Here is a 22,969-nt window from a genome sequence, read left to right on the forward strand (position 1 = left end):
AAAATGCATCGCGGCGCGAAAAATTGGCATATTGGTATTAACCCAGCCGGTCGCCAATCTGCGCCAGCATGGCGGCGGCCGGGTCGGGGGCGAGGCAATCGAGCACCACGCGCTGCGGCATGGAACGCAGCCACGTCAGCTGGCGCTTGGCCAGCTGGCGGGTGGCGATGATGCCGGTTTCGCGCATGGTCTGGTAGTTGATGGTCCCGTCCAGGTATTCCCACGCCTGGCGATAGCCGACGCAGCGCATAGCCGGCAGCCCCGGATGCAGGTCGCCACGGCGGCGCAGCGCTTCCACTTCGGTGATCAGGCTGCCGTCCGCCGATTCCTCCAGCATGATGTCGAAGCGGCGCGCGATGCGCTCGTGCAGCACGGCGCGGTCCGACGGCTCCAGCGCGAACGACAGCAGCTCGAACGGCAGCTCGGTCTTCTCGCGCAGGGCCAGCAGCTCGGACATCGGCTTGCCGCTCAGGGCGCAGATCTCCAGCGCGCGCTGGATGCGCTGGGCGTCCGCCGGCGCCAGGCGGGCGGCGGTTTCGGGATCGAGCAGGGCCAGCCTGGCATGCATCGCCGGCCAGCCGACGCGGGCCGCTTCCTCTTCCAGTTCGGCGCGCAGCGCGGGATCGGCGCCGGGCAGGTCGTCCAGGCCGTCGGCCAGGCCCTTGAAGTACAGCATGGTGCCGCCCACCAGCAGCGGCAGCTTGCCGCGCGCGGCGATCTCGCCGACCAGCCGCAGCGTATCGGTGCGGAACTGCGCCACCGAATAGGAATCCAGCGGGTCGATGATGTCGATCAGGTGGTGCGGCGCGGCGGCGCGTTCCTCGCGCGTGGGCTTGGCGGTGCCGATGTCCATGCCGCGATACACCAGCGCCGAATCGACGGAGATGATCTCGGACGGGATGCGCTGCGCGATGGCGAGCGCGGACGCCGTCTTGCCCGACGCCGTCGGTCCCATGATGGCGACCGCCAGCGGTTTTGATGCGGTGTCGCCCATGTTATTGGCCGCGCAGGAACAGCTTGTCGAGCGCGCCGATTTCCACCTGCACCCAGGTCGGGCGGCCGTGGTTGCACTGGTCGGCGCGTTCGGTGATTTCCATCTGGCGCAGCAGCGCGTTCATTTCCTGCGTCGACAGGATGCGGTTGGCGCGCACCGCCGTGTGGCAGGCGAGGGTGCCGAGCAGCTCGTTCTGGCGCTCGATCAGCACGCGCGAGCCGCCGAACTCGCGCACGTCGCGCAGCACGTCGCGCGCCAGCGTCTGGGCGTCGGCGTTTTTCAGCAGCACCGGCACGGAGCGCACCGCCAGCGTGGTCGGCGACAGCGTGGCGATGTCGAAGCCCAGCGCCTGCAGCGTTTCCTGATGTTCCGATGCGGTGCCCACTTCCACCGCATCGGCATAGAAGGTGACGGGGATCAGCAGCGGCTGCACCTGCATCTCTTCGCCGGCCACGCGGCTGTCCAGCGCGGTTTTCAGTTGTTCATAGAGGATGCGCTCGTGCGCCGCGTGCATGTCGACCAGCACCAGGCCCTTGGCGTTCTGGGCCAGGATGTAGATGCCGTGCAGCTGCGCCAGCGCGAAGCCGAGCGGGAACTCTTCCTGCGCCATCGCGGCCGGCGAGACGGTGAACGGGCTGGCCTGCGGCAGCGCCATGTCGGATTCGGCGCGGTAGCCGGTGACGGGGCCGGAGCCGCCGAACAGGGCGCCGTATTTCTCGGTGCTCTGCGCGACGCCGCCTTCGCTGCCGCCGAAGCGCGGCGCGACGAAACCTGCGCTGCCGCCGCCGCCATCGCGCTGGCCGAACGGCGACGGCGAGAAGGTCGGCGAGTAGTCGGGCGCCAGCAGCGGCCCGAACGAAGTCTGCTCGCCGCGCCAGGTCGCGCTGCCGAGGCTTTCCGCCGCCGGCAGCGGCGACGGCACGCTGCCGTGCGACGTGGCCGAGGTCTGCGCCAGCGCGCGCTGCACCGCGTGGAACACGAACTGGTGCACCGCGCGGCTGTCGCGGAAGCGCACCTCGATCTTCGACGGGTGCACGTTGACGTCGACCAGCGCCGGATCGAGATCGAGCGCCAGCACATACGAAGGGAAGCGGTCGCCGTGCAGCACGTCCTGGTAGGCCGCCTTGACGGCATGCACCAGCACCTTGTCGCGCACGAAGCGTCCGTTCACGTAGAAGAACTGGCCGTCCGCGCGCGCCTTGGAGGCGGTCGGCAGGCCGGTGTAGCCGTGCAGGCGCAGCGGGCCTGCGCTCTCGTCGATGGCCAGGCGCGCCTCGGCGAAGCCTTCGCCCAGGATGTGCGCGCTGCGCTTGGCCATCTCGCTGACGTTCCAGTGGTCGATGGTGCGGCCGTTGTGGCTCAGCGAGAACGACACGTCCGGCCGCGCCAGCGCGATGCGGCGCACGACTTCGGCGCAATGGCCAAACTCGGTCTGCTCGGACTTGAGGAACTTGCGGCGCGCCGGCGTGTTGAAGTACAGGTCCTGCACGTCGACCGTGGTGCCCTGGGCGCCGGACGACGGCGCCACCGTGCCGTTGTGCGAGCCGACGATTTCCCACGCGTGGGCCGCGTCGGCGGTGCGCGAGGTCAGCGTGACGGCGGCCACCGAGGCGATCGAGGCCAGCGCCTCGCCGCGGAAGCCCAGGGTGCCGACGTTTTCCAGGTCGTCCAGCGAGGCGATCTTCGAGGTGGCGTGGCGGGCCAGCGCGAGCGGCATCTGCTCGGGCGGGATGCCGCGTCCGTTGTCGGTGATGGCGATGCGTTTGACGCCGCCTTCCTCCAGCCGCACGGTGATCTGCGAGGCGCCCGCGTCGAGCGCGTTCTCCAGCAGCTCCTTGACCACGGCGGACGGCCGTTCGACCACCTCGCCGGCGGCGATCTGCGAAATCAGCTGGTCAGGCAGGGCCTGGATGGGGCGTGGGGTGCGGGGAGTGGTGTCGGGCGCGTTCATCACGAGATTATAACTGTTCGCCGCGCCCGATTCCCCGGGAAAGAATTACTCCTTCGGATGCTCGCGCACCGGAATCGGCGCGTTGCACAGCTCGACGTAGTTGGCCGCGTACTTGTTCCACGGGCCGCCGCGGTTGCGCTGCGCCTCGATCACGTCCTTGTAGATGGCCGCTTCGCTGCGCATCACCTCCAGGTGGCTGCGTTCCGCCTCCGGCACGTCGGCCTCCAGCCGCACCGTCTTGATCGGCAGGCGCGTGTCTTTGGCGCCGTAGAAGCCCATCGCCTCGCCGCCGCGCGGCAGCGACGCCAGCAGCGGCATGCCCGCCACCACGCGGCCGACCACCGTGATGTTGCGGTCCAGGTGGCGCGGCGCGTGGCCGGTGATCGCATACAGCTCGGCGCCGTTGCCGCTGTCGGTGTCGTTGTCGCGGCCCACGCCGACCATGCCGTAGCAGTGCGTCAGCCAGGTGGTCTTGGCCTTGGGATCGCGGCCGACGGGGAAGCCGTTCGAGTGGCCGACCTGCGGCGCGTAGCCGTCGAAGTCCATCTGGCGCACGAAGTGCTTGTCATTGGACATCGGCACGGTGAACTCGCCCACCACCTTGGCCTTGGCCGAGCCGAGCGGCTTGGGCGTGGTTTCGCTGTTCGGATCGCCCCACTGCGCCACGTAGTTGTCCTGCGAGCGCAGCATGGCCAGGCCGTCGAAATACTGTTCCTTGACCATGGTCTTGATGTTGGCGATGTTCTGCGGCGCGAACTCCGGCGCCAGTTCGATCACCACGCGGCCGGTGGGCAGCTCCATGTACAGGGTGTTGTTCGGGTCCAGCGGGCGCCAGTCCGACGGCCTGGATTTCTTGACGAGGTCGCCGACGCTGGGCTTGATGGGCAGGTCGGCGGCATGCGCCAGGGTGGCCAGGCTGATCGCCAGGGCGGAGAGGGGAAGGGCGCGGAACGGGTGGGTCAGGGACATCCATTATCTCCTTGGTTGGTCGAGCCCGCTTGCTGCGGACGCTGCGGGGATTGTAAACTGGATCAGATGGACGGAACACAGGGGCTTGAAACTTCCGCCTTGGCGCCACGGGTGGTGTATGATTCCGGCGCACACTTTATGGGAAGAATATGGATTTTATGCAATTTTTTGACATGATCCTTCATGTCGACAAAACACTGGAAGTTCTGATTCAGCAATACGGTACCCTGGTCTACGCCGTGCTGTTCGCGATTATTTTCTGCGAAACCGGTCTGGTGGTGCTGTTCTTCTTCCCGGGCGACACCCTGCTGTTCATTGCCGGCGCCCTGTGCGCGCTGGGCGAAATGAATCTGTTCCTGCTGATGTTGCTGCTGATTACGGCGGCGGTCACCGGCAACACCCTCAATTACTGGATAGGCGAGGCCATCGGGCAACGCGTGTTCACCCACGATTACCGCTGGCTCAACAAGGATGCGCTGCGCCGCACCCACGATTTCTTTGAAAAGCACGGCGGCAAGACCATCGTGCTGGCGCGTTTCGTGCCGGTGGTGCGCACCTTCGCCCCGTTCGTGGCCGGCGTGTCGGACATGACCCATACCCGCTTCCAGATGTACAACATCACCGGCGCCGTGCTGTGGGTGGCGCTGCTGACCACCGCCGGTTACTTCTTCGGCAACATCGCCATCGTGCGCGAGCACCTGACCGAGATCGTGCTGTTCGGCGTCGGCGTGGCCGTGGTGCCGATGGCGCTGGGCGGCATGTGGAAGCTGTCGCGCCGCATGCTGGGCCGCTGAGCCGCCGTTTCGCCGTTTTAAAAAACACGCCGCGCTCCCCGCGCGGTGTGACGTTTTATAAATAAATCTTTCCCGCCTCGGTCGCACCTCTCAAGTTTTGCCCAAATGCATCCGTAAACCAGTATGTAATTCTTTTACTTCTGGATCCCCATGCGTACTCTGCTCACCCTGATTGCCTGCTGCTGCGCCGTCGCGATGGCCACTGCTGCAAACGATCCGCTCATTTCGCCGTCGGCGAAAATAGCGGTGGGGGGAGGCACGGGCCCGATTTCGTCGATCCGTCCGAACAGTCCCGGCATTAGCAGCGCCTCGGCGGCGTCGTCTGCCTCCGGCCCGACGCGCAAGCTGACCGAACGCGAACGCGAGGCCGAGGCGGAAGCCGACTTGTCGGCCAAGATCGCGGCTCGCCTGGCGATCATGCGCGCCAACCAGGCCGCGCGTGCGGCCGCCGCCGCCAAGGCCAAGAAGGCCGCGGCGATTGCCGCCGCCGCGCCGCCGGCGCCCAAGGTGTACAGCAACCACTGGTCGTATGAAGGCGAAAACGGTCCCGCCAACTGGGGCAAGATCAATCCGGAATGGGCCAAGTGCGGCACCGGCAGCCGCCAGTCGCCGATCGACATCCGCGACGGCATGAAGGTGGAGCTGGAGCAGATCAATTTCGACTACCATCCGTCCTCGTTCAACGTGACCGACAACGGCCACACGGTGCAGGTGATGGTCAGCGGCGGGAATTTCATCACGGTCAACAACCGCATGTATGAGCTGGTGCAGTTCCACTTCCACCGGCCGTCGGAGGAGCGCGTCAACGGCAAGGGTTACGAGATGGTGATGCACCTGGTGCACAAGGATGGCGAAGGCCGCCTGGCCGTGGTGGCGCTGCTGCTGGAGCGCGGCCGTCCGCAGCCGGTGATCCAGCAGGTGTGGAACAACCTGCCGCTGGAAAAACTCGAGACGCTGGCGCCGTCGACGGTGCTCGATCCGATGGAGCTGATCCCGGCGCGCCGCGACTACTTCACCTTCATGGGTTCGTTGACCACGCCGCCGTGCTCGGAGGGCGTGCTGTGGCTGGTGATGAAGGAGCCGGTGCAGGCCTCGCCGGCGCAGCTGGCGCTGTTCAGCCGCCTGTATCCGTTGAATGCGCGGCCGATCCAGCCCGGCGGCGGCCGCATCATCAAAGAGTCGAACTAAGCGAATTAATCTGCCGTGATGCGGTGGGTGCCGGTCCACACGGCGCCCGCATCCAGCGGCTGCTGGTCGATACGGGCCGGTTCTATGCAGACGAAGCGCAGGTACTCGTCATCGGCCAGGTCCACCAGCGCGGCCGCGTCGGCCTGTCCCGGATTCCACACCACCCAGTTGTCGTAACCCTGCTGTTCCAGGCGCAGCGTGGCATTGGCCGTGTTCAGCGTCAGCGCCGGCGTCGATTGGTACAGGCGGTCGTGCTTCTCGGTGAAGTGCAGCGCGGGGTGCTCCTGCGTCAGCGTGTTCTGGTGATGATCGGTGTAGCGCTGGTGCTGCAGGCCGCTGATGCTGGTGGCCGCCAGGTGGCCGACGTCGTAGTAGGTGTGCAGCGCGACGCCGAAGGGGAAGGTCTGCTCGCCGCTGTTGCGCACCCTGAAGTCGGACTCCAGCGCGTCGCCGTGCAGCGTGAAGCGCAAGGACAGCTCGAAGGCGTGCGGCCAGGCTTGCGCGTGTTCCGGCGCCAGGTCGCTCCGGTTCAGGCTGAATTCGAGGAAGGACTTGCCGCCGTCGCCGCCGCTGTTGGTCAGGCGCCAGGTGCTGACGCGCGCGAAGCCGTGGCGCAGGCCCGGGCCGCGCACATTAAACTGCGGGAAGATGACCGGCACGCCGCCGCGTATGGCCTTGCTGCCGTCCAGCGGGGTCTGCGAGCTGACGAACAGGCGCTCCTTGCCGTCGCCGGTCTTCCACGACAGCAGATGCGCGCCGAACAGCGACACCGTCGCTTCGGCACCGTCGGCGGCGGTGATCTGTACTGCGGGCAGGGCGCCATACTGGGTCATTGTTACTACGGCCATGTCTCTTCCAATGTCTGTTTTAACTAAGTCAGCCGGTTCTTGGCCAGCGGTGGATTCTTCGCGAAATAGCGGCGGATGCCTTTGACGATGGCGTCGGCCATCTGGTTCTGGTAGCCGTCGTCGAGCAGCTTGGCTTCTTCTTCCGGATTGGAGATGAAGGCGGTCTCGATCAGGATAGACGGAATGTCCGGCGCCTTCAGCACCGCGAAGCCGGCCTGCTCGACCGAACCTTTGTGCAGGCGGTTGATGCCGCCGATCTCGCCCAGCACCGATTTGCCCAGCTTGAGCGAATCGTTGATCTGCGCGGTGGTGGAAAGATCGAACAGCACGCTGGCCAGCTGCTTGTCGTGGTTCTTGACGTTGACGCCGCCGATGGTGTCGGCCAGGTTTTCCTTGTCGGCCAGCCAGCGCGCGGCGGTCGAACTGGCGCCTTTTTCCGACAGCACGAACACCGACGAGCCGCGCGCGGACGCCTGCACGAACGCGTCCGCGTGGATGGAGACGAACAGGTCGGCCTGCACCTTGCGCGCCTTCTCGACGCGCGTGCCGAGCGGGACGAAGTAGTCGCCGTCGCGGGTCAGCATCACGCGCATGTTGGGGAATTCCTCGATCTTGCCCTTCAGGCGCTTGGCGATGGCCAGTACGATGTCCTTCTCGCGGCTGCCGTTCTTGCCGGAGGCGCCGGGGTCTTCGCCGCCGTGGCCGGGGTCCAGCACCACGGTCAGCATGCGTACCAGCTTGCCGGTTTTGTCGTTGGCCTTGCTCTGCGCTTCGGCCGTCTTCAATTCGTTTTTCAGTTCGGCGCGCGGATCGGCCTTGGTGTCCGGCTTCAGCGCTTCAAGCTGTTCTTTCGGCGGCTGCGGCGCGGCGGCGGCTACGTCGGCTTCGCCCGGCTTCAGCGGCGCCATCTCGGTTTTGGCCGTGCTGGCCTTGTCCTTGCCGTCGCTCGACCAGTCGCCTTTTTCAATCATCGCGGCAATCGGATCGACCGGCTGGACCGGGTACAGGTCGAAGATCAGGCGGTGCTTGTAATTGCCGGCGGGCGGCAGCGTGAACACCTGCGGCGTGATTTCTTCCTTCAGGTCGAACACCAGGCGCACCACGTTCGGCCGGTTCTGGCCTACGCGCACCTGCTTGATGTACGGGTCGTTGGACTGGATCTTGGCGACCAGGCTTTTCAGCGTCGGGTTCAGTTCCAGCCCGTCGATGTCGACCACCATGCGTTCCGGGTCCTTGACGATGAAGTGGGTGGCCTTGAGCGCGGCGTCGTTTTCCAGCGTGACGCGGGTGTAGTCTTCCGCCGGCCAGACCCGCACCGCCAGGATTTGCGCCGCCATGGCGCGCATCGGCGCCACCACGGACAGCAGCAGCGTGGCGCCGGCCTTGAGGACGGTGCGGCGCGAGACTGGTTTGCCGCTCACATGTTGGGAGCGAATTTGAGGCGTTGAAGGCATGAGTTACCCAGGGCGGTGGATGCCTGCAATTCTACATCACGGCCGTTGCCGGACACAGTCAAAAACAGGTTGATGTCGGCCGGCGGCAGCACGCGGTCGGCCTTTTCGGGCCATTCGACGATGCAGATGTTGTCGCCGTTGAAGTCTTCGCGGAAGCCGGCGTCGAGGAATTCCTCCGGACCGCCCATGCGGTACAGGTCGAAATGGATGACGTTGACGGCGCGGCCATCCAGCTGGATGGCGTACGGCTCGGACAGGGTGTAGGTCGGGCTCTTGACCGTGCCGGCATGGCCGGCGGCGTGCAGCAGGGCGCGGGTGAGGGCGGTTTTGCCGGCCCCGAGGTCGCCGTGCAGGTAGATCGCCAGGCCGGGTGCCAGCGCGCGCGCCAGCGCCGCGCCCAGGGCGGCGGTGCCGGCTTCGTCGTGGAGATGGGCTGTAAAGTGCTGCATCAATTAGAATGTCATGTTGGTTGGATCGCCAGCCATTGTAACCGCCACCGCACTCCCTACACCGCTGATGTCCCTGTCCGTATCCAATTTAGCCGAACTTGCCTCCAGCATCAAGCGCTGGGGTGTGGAGCTGGGCTTTGCCGAAATCCGTATCACCGACATCGACCTCAGTCATGCCGAGGCCGGCCTGCAGGCGTGGCTGGACGCCGGCATGCACGGTGAAATGGACTACATGGCCGCCCACGGCATGAAACGCGCCCGTCCGGCAGAGCTGGTGCCGGGCACGGTGCGGGTGATCAGCGCCCGCATGAACTACCTGCCGAGGGATACGGAAACGGGTGGGGCACATGACTGGCGCGAGCGCGAGGAGCGGCGGCTGGCCGACCCCGGCGCCGCCGTCATCTCGGTCTATGCCCGGGGCAGGGATTACCACAAGGTGCTGCGCGCCCGCCTGCAGCAGCTGGCCGACAAGGTCAAGGCGGAGATCGGCGATTTCGGCTACCGCGTGTTCACCGATTCGGCGCCGGTGATGGAACTGCCGCTGGCGGAAAAGGCCGGCCTGGGCTGGCGCGGCAAGCACACCTTGCTGCTGTCGCGCACAGCCGGCTCGATGTTCTTCATGGGCGAATTCCTGGTCGACCTGCCGCTGCCGGTGGACCAGCCGACCGGCGCCCACTGTGGCCAGTGCAGCGCCTGCATCGATGTCTGCCCGACCCAGGCCATCCTCGGGCCGGGGCGGCTCGATGCGCGGCGCTGCATCTCCTACCTGACCATCGAATTGAAAAGCGCGATACCGCTGGAGATGCGGCCCTTGATCGGCAACCGCATCTACGGCTGCGACGATTGCCAGACCGCCTGCCCGTGGAACAAGTTCGCCCAGCGCGCGGTGCTGCCGGACTTCGACGAACGCCATGGGCTGGGGAGCGCCTCGATGGTGGAGCTGTTTGCGTGGAGCGAGGAAGAATTCAACCGCAAGATGGAAGGCAGTCCGATACGCCGCATCGGCCACGAACGCTGGCTGCGCAATATCGCCGTCGGCCTGGGCAACGCGGCGGCGGCAGGCGCCAGGGGCGACGCGGCCATCGTCGCGGCGCTGCTGGCGCGGCGCGACGACCCGTCGGAACTGGTGCGCGAGCATGTCGAATGGGCGCTGGCCTGCCACGCTTGAACTGCGCTACACTCGTGCGGTTCTTTTTAAAAAGGCCCACGTCCCATGCAAACTTCAACCAGATTCATTGCGCTGCTTGCCGGTGCTTCCTTTACCCTCGCCGCACATGCCGTGAGCTTTGACGACTGGGCCGACAAAGTCGCCAACGCCAAGGTGCGCAACGATCCGGAGCAGGCCACGCAGAAGCAGTACTTCAGCGGCAGTGAGCAGGACCAGCTGGACCGCAAGCTGACGCCCAACTCGGTGGTGTTCCGCGCCGGCGAGGTGGCCAACGCCAAGGCCGCGCTGGCGCAGCTGAAGAAGATCGACCAGAAAAACCTGACGCCGCAGCAGCGCGCCAGCGCCGCCAGCATCGCCTGGAGCCTGCAGGGCGCGGTCGACGCCTATCCATACGCCGACTACAACTTCGTGTTCAACCAGTTCGGCGGCCTGCATGTGCAGATCGTGAACTTCCTGACGCAGGCGCACCCGATCCGCAATCAGCGCGATATCGAAAACTACCTGGAGCGCCTGAAGGCCGTCTCCGGCAAGATGGACACCGGCATCCTGCAATCGCGCGGCGCCGCCGGACGCGGCATCCTAATGCCGACCTTTTTGACGCAGGCCTCGATCGGACAGCTGGATCGCTTCCTGGATGGTGCGCCGGAGAACAACGTGTTCGTCGCCACGCTGGTGCAGCGCATGGGCGGCTTGAAGGACGTGACGCCGGAGCAGCAGGCCAAGTTCGCCGCCGAGGCGACCGGCATCGTCAAGGACTCGATCATCCCGGTGTTCCAGCGTACCCGCACGCTGCTGCAGGAGCAGCTGCCGCGCACCACCAACGACGCCGGCCTGTGGCGCCTGCCGAAAGGCGACAAGGCCTACGCCGTGCTGCTGAAGCAGATGACCTCCACCACCTACACGCCGCAGCAGATCCACAATATCGGTCTGCAGGAAGTGGCGCGCATTGAAAAGGAGATGGACGGTTTGCTGGTGTCGCTGGGGTACAAGGACGGCACCATCAAGCAGCGCATGGAAAAGCTGGAAGTCGATTCGCAGCCGAAGGAAGCCGATCCGCGTCCGGCGCTGCTGAACCGCTATGACGAGATCCTGCGCGATGCCGAGGCGCGTTCGAAAGAACTGTTCGACGTCACGCCGAAAGCACCGGTGGTGGTCAAGCGCGAGCCGCCGTTCACCGAGAAGACCGCCGCTGCTCACTACACCGGGCCGGCCAAGGACGGCACGCGCCCCGGCATCTTCTGGGCGCCGATGCCGGGACCTGAGTTCCGCATCGTCGGCATGCGCACGCTGGTGTATCACGAGGGCGTGCCAGGCCATCACTTCCAGGTCGCGCTGCAGCAGGAGAATGAAGGACTGCCGCGTTATCGCCGCGACCGCGTGTTCTCGGTCGGCTCGGCGTATGGCGAAGGCTGGGCCTTGTATGCGGAGCAGCTGGCGTCCGAGAATAACTGGTACGGCAGCGATGTCGTCGGCCATCTGGGCCAGTTGGACGCTGAACTGTTCCGCGCGCGCCGCCTGGTGGTCGACACCGGCCTGCATGCGATGAAGTGGACGCGCCAGCAAGGCATCGACTACGGCATCCCGCCGGCGGAGGTGGACCGCTACGTCGCCATGCCGGGCCAGGCCTGCGCCTACAAGATCGGCATGATGCGCATCCTCGACCTGCGCGCCAAGGCGCAGAAGGCGCTGGGCGACAAGTTCAACATCAAGGGCTTCCATAACGTGGTGCTGGAGACCGGCAACGTGCCGCTGCCGGTGCTGGAGCAGATGGTGGATGAGTGGATCTCCAAACAGAAGGCGGGCTAGTCACAGATGCGTCATAAAATACGCGAAGAATTGTCCGCCATCGTTCCCCTGGACGACCTGGAACGATGCCAGATTGCCGATGCACTTGAGTGGATTGATTCAGGCGCAGAGTTGTACCGGCTGGTTAAACCGGCCACGCCACCAAAACACCTCGTGTCTTACTTCGTGGTGGTGGATGGCGGACACGTGCTGTTGGTCGACCATCGGAATGCCCAACTCTGGCTGCCTCCCGGCGGACATGTCGACATTGGCGAGCATCCGCGCGATACCGTGACGCGCGAACTTGCGGAGGAACTGGGCATGGTGGCCTCGCATCCCATATGCGCCCCGCTGATGCTGACCGTCACTACAACGGTGGGGCTCACCGCGGGCCACACCGATGTCTCGCTCTGGTATGTGGTCAATGCGGACCGGACAAAGCGGATTCAGTATGACGAAGAAGAATTTCAATCCATACGGTGGTTTCCGTTTGATGAAGTACCCTTCGAACGAAGCGACCCGCATATAAGGCGCTTTCTGTCCAAATTGGCGGGTTAATACCGACGCGAGAGCTTGACGCATTGAGTCGATATATATAGACATCGGGGGCCAGACATCGGGGTCGCCATACCTGCTATGCTATTTAGCCCACTGTAAGTCAAAAACATAGTGTTGAGATTATCCGATAAGACCACAGTACCTTGGATGAACGCCGCTTTTGGAGAGCGCGGTATACGGCGGTTCCCAGCTGGCCAGACTAATCCTAGAATCGTCGAGTACAACTACCATACCAACCTGCGGGGTTACGACGACAAGATTTCATGGTGTTCATCCTTTATGAATTGGTGTCTCGCCCAAGTCGGTATTGCAGGCACCGGTTCAGCACTGGCTCGCTCTTGGTTGGAATGGGGTATTCCGTTGGAAAGCCCCGTGCCTGGGTGTATCGCCGTATTGACGAGGGATGATCCCAATAGCTGGAAGGGCCACGTAGGGTTTTTCCTCCGGATAGAGGGGGACTCTGTTGTTTTATTTGGAGGAAATCAGCTCGAAGAAGTCCGGGAACACTACTACCCTGTCAAGAGTGTATTGAGCTATCGGTGGCCTGGTCCTAAAGCCGAAGCCGGCGCAGGGCTTGGAAGCTCGACTGTGGGTTACTAGTTGATGTTGACTGCAGTGCCTGGCTCAGGTACTGGAGCTTCACCCCTTGGATTTCCTGAACGGCTTCGGGTGTGGCTGTTCGCCTGGGAATGTGATGTTGGCTCTCGACCAATATGCTTTCACTTCAGCCTCGTTGTTCGGATCGTCGACATATTCTGGAGCGGCCGCGATGGTCGCTTCCAGATGTTCCTTGGTCAACATCGATTTCCTTGCATGGGATTTGCGTTCTTCTTTTTGGAAAGCGTGCTCGCCAGGCAAAATCATTTTTGCGTTTGACCAGTATGCTTCAAAGGCAACTGGGTCGTCAGTGTCGTATGGGCAATCGGGATCATCCACGTGCTCAGGTGCCGCAGCGATGATCGCCTCGATTTCCTCACGGCTAAAAGGGGGAATTTTGGAAGTAGGTTCGCGTTTCACGTCTATCACCATATCGACAAGAAATTAGTCTCGTAAGCTCACCCTGACAGGTCCAGATTAAGACTACGACTCTGCCTTTAAACAAGCAGAAGCTACGAAGACGCTTTTCGGAATGCGCTGCCGACTTGTCTTCGTTGGTGTACATCGGCAAATCAAATACCGACTCCAACTCGGCAAAGTCGATGCCATGCCTCTTCAGGTTATCCTTGCGCTTGTTTTCGTCCCAGGTAAGCATGGGACGATCTTGTCACTTCATAGTAGGCGTTCGCTTGAGGGGAATCAAGCGGCGTGAGGTGTGGGTTATTTGAGCAGCCCCGCCAGCTCAACAGCGGTCTTGACCTGCATCTTGTCGAAGATGTGGGCGCGGTGCACTTCCACTGTGCGCATGCTGATGCCCAGTTGGTCGGCCACCACCTTGTTCATCTTGCCGGCCAGGATCAGGTCCAGCACCTCGCGTTCGCGCGCCGACAGCGTGGCCAGACGCGCGTGCACCGCCGCCATCGCTCCGGCCTTGCGCGAGTTGGCCAGGCCTTCCTGCACGCGGTCCATCAGCTGGTTGTCGTTGAACGGCTTCTCGAAGAAATCGAAGGCGCCGCGCTTGAGCGCATCGACCGCCATCGGCACGTCGCCGTGGCCGGTCAGGAAGATCACCGGCATGCGCTGCGTCAGGCCGCGCGCGGACAGCTGGTCGAACGCGGCCACGCCGTTCATGTCCGGCATGCGCACATCGAGCAGCACGCAGTCGCCGTCGGCGTCGAACTGGCCGCCCTCGGTCTGGGCGAGGAACTGCGGCGCCGAGTCGTAGGCGCGCGAGGGTATGCCGCGCGAAGTGGCAAGCCAGGTCAGGGAGTCGCGCACGACCGCTTCATCATCGACGATATGCAGCATTGTTTTATGTCTCCTGTTCCGTTGCCGCCAGCACCGCCGGCAGCACGAACGTAAATATGGTTCCGCCTTGCGGATTGGCGCTGTGGGTCAGCGCGCCGCCGTGGAATTCTATCGCGGTGCGGCAGATATTGAGCCCCATGCCCATGCCTTCCGCCTTGGTCGAGAAGAACGGCGAGAACAGACGCTCCGCCACTTCCTTCGGTATGCCGTGCCCCTGGTCGATCACCGCCACGCTGACCTGCGCCGTGGCCGCATCATACGCCGCCACCACGTTGAGGATGCGCCGCTGCGGCGGGATGTGCGCCATCGCCTCGATGGCGTTGCGGGTCAGGTTCAGCAGCACCTGTTCGATCATCACGCGGTCGGCGCGCACCGGCGGCAAGTCGGCCGGGATGTTGGTCTGGAACGAGACGTAGGCTTGCCGCGCCTGCAGCTCGATCAGCGCGCGGATGCCATCCAGCAGCGAGGCGATGGCGATCTCCTGCCGCAGCGGCTCGCGCTTCTTGACGAATTCGTGCACGCTGCGGATGATCTGGCCGGCCCGCTGCGCCTGCGCGCTGGCCTGTTCCAGCGCCGGCTTGAGGATATCGCAATCGACCGGCGTGCCGTCGCTGCCGGCGCGGCCCAGCACATTGAGCGCGCCGGTGGTGTAGCTGGAAATGGCGGCCAGCGGCTGGTTCAGTTCATGCGCCAGCATCGAGGCGAGTTCGCCCATCGTCGCCAGGCGCGCGGACGCCTGCAGCTTCTCGTGCTGCTGACGGTTCAGTTCTTCGATGCGCTTGCGGTCGGAGATGTCGAGGATGGAGCCCATCCAGCCGGTCTGCTTGCCGTCCTTGTCGACCAGCGGCGCTTCGAAAATCAGCACCGGCACGCGTTCGCCGTCGGGACGCTGGAAGATGGTTTCGAATTGCGGCGTCACCTTGCCGGCGAGGACGGAGGCGAAGCGGGTCTGGTATTCGGCCATCGCTTCCGGCGCCCAGTAGGGCATGGGCGGCAGCTTGCCGACGATCTCCTCGGCCGGATAGCCGACGATCTGGCAGAACGCCGGGTTGACGTAGGTGATGCGGCCTTCGAGGTCGCGCGCGCGCAGGCCGGTCACCAGCGAGTTCTCCATCGCGGTGCGGAACGACATCTGCTGGCGCAGCGCGCCCTCGGCCGCCAGCCGCCGCGAGATGTGGCCCCACAGGGCCAGCAGGCTCCATAACAATCCCAGCGACAGCACGATCACCGAGCCGACCAGTAAATTAGGCAGCAGCTGCGGTTCGCTCTTGACGCTGTCCGTCACCAGCGTGATCGAGGCGCCCGGCAGGTCGAGCGCGCGCTTGTGGGTGTAGACGCCGTGGCCGGGACCGGCCGCCGCGCGCCGCGCCAGCACCTTGTCGTCGCGGTCGATCAGCGAGACCTGGTTGTCCTGGGCGAACCACCACGGCACCATCTCCTCCAGCATGGTGGCGGTCTGGTAGGTGGCGACCAGGTCGCCCAGGTATTCGTCGCCGCGGTACAGCGGCACGTGGTAGTCCATCAGCACGGCGGCCGGCGCCGCGGCCCGGTCGGGCGTCTGCGCCTCCGGCTGGGTGTAGCTGGCGTGCCGGGTCTTGCGGGCCAGCTCCATGGTGGCGCGCGAGGCGGCCGTCAGCTCCACCGACGCCGCCTGCGGGTCGCTGCTGGCGGCCAGCTTGCCGTCCGGGTGCAGCCACACCACGCGCAGCAGCTCGTGGCCGTTCTTCAGCAGCCGCGCCAGACGCTCGTGCAGCTGGGCCGTCGTCAGGTGCCCGCCGCTGATCTCGGCGGCCAGGCCGCGCAGGCTTTCCTCGTCGCGCCCCAGCTGGAAGCGGATGGTTTGCTCGACCCACAGCGTGTCGGCGATCAGCTGTTCCTGGCGCTCGTTGCTTTCCATCTGGCGCGCCTGCCACGGCAGCCAGATCAAAATCGCCAGGAAAAACAACACCAGCATGATGGGCAGCAGCCAGCGCAGCGCCGTGCTGGAGGACGGTCTGCGCGCGGCGGATGGCGTGGCTGGCGGGTTGCTCATGGGGCGTCAGGGTATCGCGATCGGCACCGGGAGCGGGCATTGTGGTTTTCCACAGTTGCCAGCGGGCCGATGTTTCGTGAGAATCTTCCAGAATAAAACAATAGTGTAACTATAAACCCCTCTGGAGACTCCATGAAACTGAAATCCGTCCTGCTCGTGCTGAGCGCCGCCCTGAGCTTCAACGTTTACGCCCAAGCGCCCATCGTCATCAAGTTCAGCCACGTGGTCGCCACCGACACGCCGAAGGGCCAGGCCGCCGAGCGTTTCAAGCAGCTTGCCGAGAAAGCCACCAACGGCCGCGTCAAGGTGGAGGTGTACCCGAACAGCCAGCTGTACAAGGACAAGGAAGAACTCGAGGCGCTGCAGCTGGGCGCCGTGCAGATGCTGGCGCCGTCGCTGGCCAAGTTCGGCCCGCTGGGCGTGAAGGAATTCGAAGCCTTCGACCTGCCGTACATCTTCCCGTCGAAGACCGCGCTGTACAACGTGACCGAGGGCGAAATCGGCAAGGGCCTGATGAAGAAGCTGGAACCGAAGGGCATCACCGGCCTGGCGTTCTGGGACAACGGCTTCAAGGTCATGTCGGCCAACCGTCCGCTGCACTCAGTGGCAGACTTCAAGGGCCTGAAGATGCGCATCCAGTCGTCCAAGGTGCTGGACGCGCAGATGCGCGCGCTGGGCGCCAACCCGCAGGTGCTGGCCTTCTCCGAGGTGTATCAGGCGCTGCAGACCGGCGTGGTCGACGGCACCGAGAACCCGCCGTCGAATATGTACACGCAGAAGATGCACGAGGTGCAGAAGCACGTGACGGTATCGAACCACGGTTACCTGGGCTATGCGGTCATCGTCAACAAGAAGTTCTGGGACGGCCTGCCGCCGGACATCCGCACCGCGCTGGACAAGGCGATGAAGGAGGCCACGACGTTTGAAAAAGCCATCGCCCAGCGCGACAACGACCTGGCGCTGGAAGCGATCAAGAAGACCGGCAAGACCGAGGTCTATACGCCTAGCGTGAAAGAACAGGCCGAGTGGCGCAAGGCGCTGCTGCCGGTGCAGAAGGATATGGAAGGCCGTATCGGCAAGGACCTGATCTCCGCGATCAACAAGGAAGCGGCGAAGTAATCACGCGTCGGCTCCATCCCGGATTCCCTGCCGTTCAGGCGGGGAATCCGTTGAACTTCCTCAGGCTGCGATCCACCAGGAACTCGGGCATGAAACGGCGCAGCCAACTCACCTGGCTGGCCTGCTTGCCGGCGGCATAGCGCAGTCTCGGCGTGCGCGCGGCCGCAGCCTTCACCACCGCCGAGGCGACCACTTCGGGCGCGTCTCCCGCCTCTATCCAGCTGCGCATCAATTCCTCCATCCGCTTGCGCTCCGCATCGTAGAGCGGCAGCTGCCGGTCCGGCCGCGTCAGGTTTTCCTCGAAAGCCGTGCGGGTCACGCCCGGCTCGACCAGCACGACCCGGATGCCGGCCGCGCGCAATTCATGGTCCAGCGATTCCGAATAGCCTTCCACCGCGTGCTTGGTCGAGGCGTACAGCGCGTTGTAGGGGGAGGGGATCAGTCCCAAGATGGAACTCATGTTGACGATGCGGCCTTTGCGCTGGCGGCGCATCGCTGGCAGCACGGCGTTGGTGACGCGCAGCAGGCCGAAGACGTTCACGTCGAACAAAGCCTGGGCCTGCGCGGCGGAGGACTCTTCCGCGCCGCCCAGCAGGCCTATGCCGGCGTTGTTGACCAGCAGGTCGATGCGGCCCGCTTGCGCCAGCACCTGGGCGACCGCGTTCCGCACCGAGGCGTCGTCGGTCACGTCGCAGACCAGCATGGTGATGCCGTCGCCCGCTTGCGCCGCCTTGCGGCTGGTGCCGAAGACGCGGTAGCCGGCCGCCTGCAACGCCTGCGCCGTGACCCGCCCGATGCCGGAGGAGGCGCCCGTCACCAGGGCGACGCCCATATCGTTCTTGCTCATAGTTGGTTCTCCACGTGTGGTTGATTGTGCGACAACGTAATCGGTGTTAGTATCGATTGCGTAGTGACTGTACCACTCATTTGAAAATAAATCACTATCGAAACGATATGAACAACGAAAATCCTTGTCCGATCGCGCGCAGCGTGGCTTTCCTGGGCGATGCGTGGAGCATGCTGATCCTGCGCGACGCCCATGCCGGCCTGACGCGCTTCGACCAGTTCCGCAAAAGCCTGGGCATCGCGCCGACCATCCTGACGCGGCGGCTGGCGACGTTGACGGAGGAGGGCATGCTGGAGAAACGGCAGTATTCGGAACGCCCCCCGCGCGAGGAATACGTGCTGACGGCGGCCGGGCAGGATTTCCTGCCGGTGCTGTTCGTGATGGGGGAGTGGGGGCGCCGGCACCGCGGCGGCGGCAAGCTGATACGCTTCTTCGACGAGGAAGCCGGCACGGAGATCAGGGCGGTGGCGATCGACGAGGCGACCGGCGCGAAGATAGGCACCCGCCCGATCCGCATCGTGCCGCCGGACGGCGAATAAAAAAGGGCAGGCCGCGATGGCCTGCCCTTCCGTGCTACTTGCGGCGCGTGACGTTGCTACATCAGTCCCATCGCCTTCGGCAGCCACAACGACAGCCCGGGCCAGTAGGTCACGATCACCAGGAACACCAGCATCGTCAGCAGCCACGGCATCACCGCCACGGTCAGCTCGGAGATGCTCATCTTCGAGATGCCGCTGGCCACGTACAGGTTCAGGCCGACCGGAGGGTGGCACAGGCCCACTTCCATGTTGGCGTCGATCATGATGCCGAAGTGGACGGCGTCGATGCCCAGGCGGATCGCGGCGGGGTGCAGGATAGGCGCCATCACCAGGATGATCGACGACGGTTCCATCACGTTACCGGCCAGCAGCAGCAGGATGTTGGTGAAGAACAGGAAGCCGGCCTGGCCCAGGTCCTTGGCCAGGATCCAGTCCGCCATCGCCTGCGGGATGTTCTCGTGCGCCATCAGGAAGGAGAACAGCACGGCGTTGGTGATGATGTACAGCAGCATCGCGCTCAGGCTGGCCGATTTCTTCAGCACTTCTGGTGTCTTCTTCAGCGGCATGTCCTTGTAGACGAACACCGAGATGATGAAGGCGTACACCGCGCTCATCGCCGCCGCTTCGGTCGGCGTGAAGATGCCCTTGGTGATGCCGCCGATGATGATCACGACCAGCATCAGGCCCCATACGCTGTCCTTGAACGCCTTGATGCGCTCGCCCCAGGTGGCCTTGCGCATGCGCGGGTAGCCGTTTTTCTTGGCCAGCACCCAGGTGGTGGTGCACAGCATCACCGTCAGCAGGATGCCGGGGAACAGGCCGGCCAGGAACAGCGCGCCGATCGACGTGTTGGTCGAGATCGCGTAGATCACTTTCGGGATCGACGGCAGCATCAGGATGCCGAGCGAGCCTGCGGTGATGATGACGCCGGCGCCGAATTTCTTCGGATAGCCCTGCTTGACCATGGCCGGCAGGATGATGGAGCCGATCGCCACCACGGTGGCCACGGACGAGCCGCACACCAGCGCGAACATGGCGCAGGCGATGATGCCGGCCAGCGCCAGGCCGCCGTGCCAGTGGCCGATCAGGCTGGTGGCGAACTTGATCATGCGCTTGGCCACGCCGCCGTGGGTCAGGAAGTTACCCGCCAAAATGAACAGCGGGATGGCCATGATCTCGAACTTCTCGATGCCGCTGAACAGCTTCAGCGCCACCGCCTCGACCGGCACATGAGTCAGCAGGTACATGAACATCAGCACCGTCAGGCCGAGCGCGATGGAGACGGGAATCCCGGTCAGCATCAGCGCCAGCAGCAGCGCGAACACGATGCCGACCTTGCCGCCGATGACGCACACGGCCAGCAGGATGGCGGCGATGCCGATCAGCCAGGTGGCGGCGCGTTTCTTGGACATGACATTGCCTGGTTCGATAGCCGATGTGCTCATTTGGCACCTCCGTGGGCTGGGGTTGGGGCGACCGAGGCAAACATGTCGTCGTCTTCGGCATCGTCGAGTCCTTCGACGTGCGATTCGTCATGGTGCGGCATTTCGCCGGTGCGCCAGTAGATCAGCGAGACCTGGATGAAGCGGAAGCACATCAGGTAGGACCCCATCGGCACCACCGAGTAGATGAACCAGGTCGGCCATTCCAGGTCGGGCGTGGTCGGCCCTTCGGTCAGGTCGGTCATGTCCATGCCCAGCTTGTTGAAGATGGCGTAGTGCATGCCGTTTTCCCAGACGAAGGTCAGGCCCAGGGTGCCGATGATGCCGGTAAACAGCATGCCGCACATCAGCGCGACATAGGTGGCGCGGCGGCGCCAGGCGGTCGGCAGCCGGCTCACCAGCACGTCGACGCCGACGTGCACGCCCATGCGCACGCCGTAGGCGGCGCCGAACTTGGCCATCCACACGAACATGATGATGGCCAGTTCCTGCGCCCATTCGAAGTGCAGCGACAGCAGGTAGTCCTGCACGCCGGGGATGGGCAGGCCGGTGCCGTAGCGGTGCGCCACCGACAGGAAGATGATCAGGGTCGCCCCCGCCATCAGCAGGGTGATGATCCACTCCTCCAGATGATCCAGTATTTTTGTAAACATAGGTTGTCTCATGGGTTTTATTGATGCCAGGAAATCTGACATTTGCCCATAAATTATATTTTTGCCGGCATCGTGGCAATGAGGGGTACTACTAGGTGTTTTGCCAAGAGTGTTGCCAACAGCGAGGCTAATACCACAACTTTCTTGATACGCGTCAAATTTGTTTGATGTTTAAAACATGCGCGGCTCGGTACGGAAAAAAATGCGGAAAAAGCCAAAAAGATACGTTATGATTGCGTCGCTCTCAGGGATCCATGCATATCGATATGCAGCCCGGTAGCAAGAGCAAAGAATTGTAGGTGGGGAGTGTGTAGAGAAACGGTAATGAATACCGGCGAGATCGAGGAGACACACGTTTTACAGAATGTCGTTGCTATAGCCCTTGCAAGCCGCCACAAGCGCGCTACGAGGACAGGCAAACGACCGGGAACGTGAAGCAGGATTTGAAAACGCACCGCGAGGTGCGTTTTTTTTTGGCCGGCGTTCTACAATGCTGGCCAAGGCACGGAATGTTGTGGTTTTTATGCTGTAGCGGGAATGCGACGGTGTGGTGCATTTCGACAACTTTAGCTCTCTTTTGGTGCAAATCCCTGTGATGAAAATACAACAGCTGCATGAAATTTTTTCCGCCGTGGTAGCGTTCCCATTCGGGAAACTCGGTGTTCGTACGGAAAGTGGTCTGATAACTGAGCTGTGTTACCTGCCGCCCCATTTTGATGCGAAATCGCCACAGGACGCCACCGCCGAGCTGGCGATGGAGCAGATCGGGCGCTACTGCGCCGACGCCGATTTCAAGTTCGACCTGCCGCTCAAGCGCGCCGGCACCGCCTTCCAGCAATCCGTGTGGGACGCCATCAGCTCGATCCCGCGCGGCGGCGTGCGCACCTATGGCGAACTGGCCCGGTACATCGGTTCGGCGCCGCGCGCGGTCGGCCAGGCCTGCGGCGCTAACTGGTTTCCGGTGGTCGTGCCCTGCCACCGGGTGACCTCGGCCTCCGGCCTGGGCGGCTTTGCCAACAGCGACGACCCCAACGGCTACCTGCTGGGCATCAAGCGCTGGCTGCTGGCGCACGAAGGTTCCAAAGAATACGCATGGCAACAGACAACCTTGCTCTGATCGACGAGTTCTGCGACAGCCTGTGGCTGGAGGACGGCCTGTCGAAGAACACGCTGGAGGCCTACCGCCGCGACATGCGCCTGTTCGCCCGCTGGCTGGAAAAGATGCGGCCCGGCGTGGCCGGGCTGGCGGCCGCCGGCGCACACGACATCGAGGGCTACATCGCGGCCCGCCACGAGGACAGCAAGAAGGCCACGTCGTCCAACCGGCGGCTGTCGGTGATCAAGCGCTTCTACCAGATGCTGCTGCGCCAGCGCCGCATCACGGACGACCCCAGCCTGAAATTGGTATCTGCCAAACAGCCCCAGCGCTTCGTCCACACCTTGAGCGAAATTCAAGTGGAGGCGCTGCTGGCGGCGCCCGACGTGGCCACGCCGCTGGGCCTGCGCGAGCGCACCATGCTGGAGCTGATGTACGCCAGCGGCCTGCGCGTGTCGGAGCTGGTGGCGCTGAAGATGCTGGAGCTGAGTCTGAACGACGGCGTGCTGCGCATCACCGGCAAGGGCGCCAAGACGCGGCTGGTGCCGTTCGGCCAGCAGGCGCGGGTGTGGATCGAGCGCTACCTGAAGGAGGCGCGCGGCGTGATCCTCAACGGCCAGGTCGACGACGCGCTGTTTGTCACCGGACGCGGCGGGGCGATGACGCGGCAGATGTTCTGGGTGTTGATTAAAAAACATGCCTTGAAGGCCGGCATCACGGCGCCGCTGTCGCCGCACACCTTGCGCCACGCCTTCGCCACCCATTTATTGAATCACGGCGCCGACCTGCGGGTGGTACAGTTGCTGTTAGGGCACTCCGATATTTCCACCACCCAGATCTACACGCACGTCGCCCGTGAGCGCCTGAAGCATTTGCATGCGCAACATCATCCTCGTGGATGACCAACTTCGGTCATAATGTGACTTACGTAGTGCAATTCTGAAAGAGGTAGCAAATGGCAAAGACAAACTTCGCGTACGAAAAACGGCAGCGTGAGTTGGAAAAGAAGAAAAAAGCGGAAGAGAAAGCCCGGCGCAAGGCCGAGCTGAAGCAGAATCCCGGGCTGGCTGAGCCTGGTGAGCTGGACGACGACGGCGAGGAAGCCGGCGACGCCGCTCCTGCCGAGGAATAAAAAAACCGGGCTGCCAGCCCGGTTTGTGTTTGTTTGTGTCGTTAAC

Annotated in this window: 24 protein-coding genes; 11 read left to right on the top strand and 13 right to left on the bottom strand. The window is 63.9% G+C overall.

Features of this window, described 5'->3' with window-relative positions; all coding sequences use genetic code 11:
- Window positions 1-37: 37 nt before the first annotated feature.
- Genes miaA through ACCD07_RS14960 form a run of 3 tightly spaced genes read right to left on the bottom strand, consistent with a single transcriptional unit; the run spans window position 38 to window position 3,914 of the window.
- Entirely contained in the window at window positions 38-994 is a 957-nt protein-coding gene (miaA, locus tag ACCD07_RS14950) for a tRNA (adenosine(37)-N6)-dimethylallyltransferase MiaA (RefSeq protein WP_413447789.1), read from the bottom strand.
- A 1-nt stretch (window position 995) separates the two neighbouring features.
- The gene (mutL, locus tag ACCD07_RS14955) at window positions 996-2,945 is read right to left on the bottom strand and encodes a DNA mismatch repair endonuclease MutL (RefSeq protein ID WP_413447790.1); all 1,950 of its coding nucleotides are present in this window, start codon (window positions 2,943-2,945) and stop codon (window positions 996-998) included.
- Window positions 2,946-2,990: 45 nt separating this feature from the next.
- Entirely contained in the window at window positions 2,991-3,914 is a 924-nt protein-coding gene (locus tag ACCD07_RS14960; RefSeq protein ID WP_176652550.1) for a peptidylprolyl isomerase, read from the bottom strand.
- 149 nt (window positions 3,915-4,063) lie between these two features.
- On the opposite strand from ACCD07_RS14960, the gene ACCD07_RS14965 reads away from it, so the two are divergent.
- Both ACCD07_RS14965 and ACCD07_RS14970 read left to right on the top strand, forming a co-directional pair.
- Window positions 4,064-4,708, top strand: coding sequence for a VTT domain-containing protein (locus tag ACCD07_RS14965; RefSeq protein ID WP_116991549.1), 645 nt, complete (start codon window positions 4,064-4,066; stop codon window positions 4,706-4,708).
- A gap of 150 nt (window positions 4,709-4,858) precedes the next feature.
- Window positions 4,859-5,896, top strand: coding sequence for a carbonic anhydrase (locus ACCD07_RS14970; protein WP_413447791.1), 1,038 nt, complete (start codon window positions 4,859-4,861; stop codon window positions 5,894-5,896).
- A gap of 5 nt (window positions 5,897-5,901) precedes the next feature.
- Here the strand turns inward: ACCD07_RS14970 and ACCD07_RS14975 are convergent, their stop codons facing one another.
- From ACCD07_RS14975 to tsaE, 3 genes are read right to left on the bottom strand one after another with little or no spacing between them, the layout of a single operon-like run.
- Window positions 5,902-6,744: a D-hexose-6-phosphate mutarotase gene (locus tag ACCD07_RS14975; protein ID WP_413447792.1), complete on the bottom strand. Its 843-nt coding sequence runs from the start codon at window positions 6,742-6,744 to the stop codon at window positions 5,902-5,904.
- 23 nt (window positions 6,745-6,767) lie between these two features.
- Complete coding sequence (locus ACCD07_RS14980) at window positions 6,768-8,198, bottom strand: N-acetylmuramoyl-L-alanine amidase (protein WP_413447793.1); 1,431 nt, start codon at window positions 8,196-8,198, stop codon at window positions 6,768-6,770.
- On the bottom strand, window positions 8,162-8,647 hold the full coding sequence (tsaE, locus tag ACCD07_RS14985; protein ID WP_413447794.1) for a tRNA (adenosine(37)-N6)-threonylcarbamoyltransferase complex ATPase subunit type 1 TsaE: 486 nt from the start codon (window positions 8,645-8,647) through the stop codon (window positions 8,162-8,164). The genes ACCD07_RS14980 and tsaE overlap by 37 nt, the downstream gene beginning before the upstream one ends.
- A gap of 67 nt (window positions 8,648-8,714) precedes the next feature.
- On the opposite strand from tsaE, the gene queG reads away from it, so the two are divergent.
- From queG to ACCD07_RS15005, 4 genes are all read left to right on the top strand, one after another.
- The gene (queG, locus tag ACCD07_RS14990; RefSeq protein ID WP_413447795.1) at window positions 8,715-9,815 is read left to right on the top strand and encodes a tRNA epoxyqueuosine(34) reductase QueG; all 1,101 of its coding nucleotides are present in this window, start codon (window positions 8,715-8,717) and stop codon (window positions 9,813-9,815) included.
- Window positions 9,816-9,926: 111 nt separating this feature from the next.
- Entirely contained in the window at window positions 9,927-11,621 is a 1,695-nt protein-coding gene (locus ACCD07_RS14995) for a DUF885 domain-containing protein (protein ID WP_413447796.1), read from the top strand.
- Between the two features lie 6 nt (window positions 11,622-11,627).
- Window positions 11,628-12,158, top strand: a complete 531-nt coding sequence (locus ACCD07_RS15000; RefSeq protein ID WP_413447797.1) for an NUDIX hydrolase — start codon at window positions 11,628-11,630, stop codon at window positions 12,156-12,158.
- A gap of 147 nt (window positions 12,159-12,305) precedes the next feature.
- Entirely contained in the window at window positions 12,306-12,758 is a 453-nt protein-coding gene (locus ACCD07_RS15005; RefSeq protein WP_176652558.1) for a TIGR02594 family protein, read from the top strand.
- Window positions 12,759-12,797: 39 nt separating this feature from the next.
- On the opposite strand, the gene ACCD07_RS15010 is transcribed toward ACCD07_RS15005, so the two are convergent.
- The 4 genes from ACCD07_RS15010 to ACCD07_RS15025 form a co-directional block, all read right to left on the bottom strand.
- On the bottom strand, window positions 12,798-13,175 hold the full coding sequence (locus ACCD07_RS15010; RefSeq protein ID WP_176652559.1) for a hypothetical protein: 378 nt from the start codon (window positions 13,173-13,175) through the stop codon (window positions 12,798-12,800).
- Entirely contained in the window at window positions 13,138-13,410 is a 273-nt protein-coding gene (locus tag ACCD07_RS15015; RefSeq protein ID WP_176652560.1) for a BrnT family toxin, read from the bottom strand. Before ACCD07_RS15015 ends, ACCD07_RS15010 begins: the two co-directional genes overlap by 38 nt.
- A 65-nt stretch (window positions 13,411-13,475) precedes the next feature.
- Window positions 13,476-14,063, bottom strand: coding sequence for a response regulator transcription factor (locus ACCD07_RS15020; protein WP_176652561.1), 588 nt, complete (start codon window positions 14,061-14,063; stop codon window positions 13,476-13,478).
- Between the two features lie 4 nt (window positions 14,064-14,067).
- Complete coding sequence (locus ACCD07_RS15025) at window positions 14,068-16,095, bottom strand: two-component system sensor histidine kinase NtrB (RefSeq protein ID WP_413447798.1); 2,028 nt, start codon at window positions 16,093-16,095, stop codon at window positions 14,068-14,070.
- 132 nt (window positions 16,096-16,227) lie between these two features.
- On the opposite strand from ACCD07_RS15025, the gene ACCD07_RS15030 reads away from it, so the two are divergent.
- Window positions 16,228-17,214 carry a TRAP transporter substrate-binding protein gene (locus ACCD07_RS15030; RefSeq protein WP_176652563.1) on the top strand — a complete coding sequence of 329 codons (987 nt, stop codon included), beginning with the start codon at window positions 16,228-16,230 and terminating at the stop codon, window positions 17,212-17,214.
- 34 nt (window positions 17,215-17,248) lie between these two features.
- On the opposite strand, the gene ACCD07_RS15035 is transcribed toward ACCD07_RS15030, so the two are convergent.
- Window positions 17,249-18,061: an oxidoreductase gene (locus ACCD07_RS15035; RefSeq protein WP_413447799.1), complete on the bottom strand. Its 813-nt coding sequence runs from the start codon at window positions 18,059-18,061 to the stop codon at window positions 17,249-17,251.
- Between the two features lie 107 nt (window positions 18,062-18,168).
- Here ACCD07_RS15035 and ACCD07_RS15040 point away from each other — a divergent pair, with 107 nt between their 5' ends.
- Window positions 18,169-18,600, top strand: coding sequence for a winged helix-turn-helix transcriptional regulator (locus ACCD07_RS15040; RefSeq protein WP_353400801.1), 432 nt, complete (start codon window positions 18,169-18,171; stop codon window positions 18,598-18,600).
- Between the two features lie 56 nt (window positions 18,601-18,656).
- On the opposite strand, the gene ACCD07_RS15045 is transcribed toward ACCD07_RS15040, so the two are convergent.
- Window positions 18,657-20,012 carry a TRAP transporter large permease gene (locus ACCD07_RS15045; protein WP_413447800.1) on the bottom strand — a complete coding sequence of 452 codons (1,356 nt, stop codon included), beginning with the start codon at window positions 20,010-20,012 and terminating at the stop codon, window positions 18,657-18,659.
- Between the two features lie 29 nt (window positions 20,013-20,041).
- Window positions 20,042-20,695 carry a TRAP transporter small permease gene (locus tag ACCD07_RS15050; protein WP_176652567.1) on the bottom strand — a complete coding sequence of 218 codons (654 nt, stop codon included), beginning with the start codon at window positions 20,693-20,695 and terminating at the stop codon, window positions 20,042-20,044.
- Window positions 20,696-21,290: 595 nt separating this feature from the next.
- Between ACCD07_RS15050 and ACCD07_RS15055 the strand changes: the two genes are divergently transcribed.
- The 3 genes from ACCD07_RS15055 to ACCD07_RS15065 are packed head-to-tail and all read left to right on the top strand — an operon-like array spanning window position 21,291 to window position 22,923.
- Window positions 21,291-21,812 (top strand): methylated-DNA--[protein]-cysteine S-methyltransferase, encoded by a 522-nt coding sequence (locus ACCD07_RS15055; protein ID WP_413447849.1) that lies wholly within the window; start codon window positions 21,291-21,293, stop codon window positions 21,810-21,812.
- Window positions 21,788-22,693, top strand: coding sequence for a site-specific tyrosine recombinase XerD (gene xerD / locus ACCD07_RS15060; protein ID WP_176652568.1), 906 nt, complete (start codon window positions 21,788-21,790; stop codon window positions 22,691-22,693). Before ACCD07_RS15055 ends, xerD begins: the two co-directional genes overlap by 25 nt.
- A 53-nt stretch (window positions 22,694-22,746) precedes the next feature.
- Window positions 22,747-22,923: a hypothetical protein gene (locus ACCD07_RS15065; protein WP_176652569.1), complete on the top strand. Its 177-nt coding sequence runs from the start codon at window positions 22,747-22,749 to the stop codon at window positions 22,921-22,923.
- Window positions 22,924-22,969: the final 46 nt, after the last annotated feature.

The sequence above is a fragment of the Duganella sp. Dugasp56 genome (genome assembly GCF_047304105.1).
GTDB classification, from domain to species: Bacteria; Pseudomonadota; Gammaproteobacteria; order Burkholderiales; family Burkholderiaceae_D; genus Rugamonas; species Rugamonas hordei.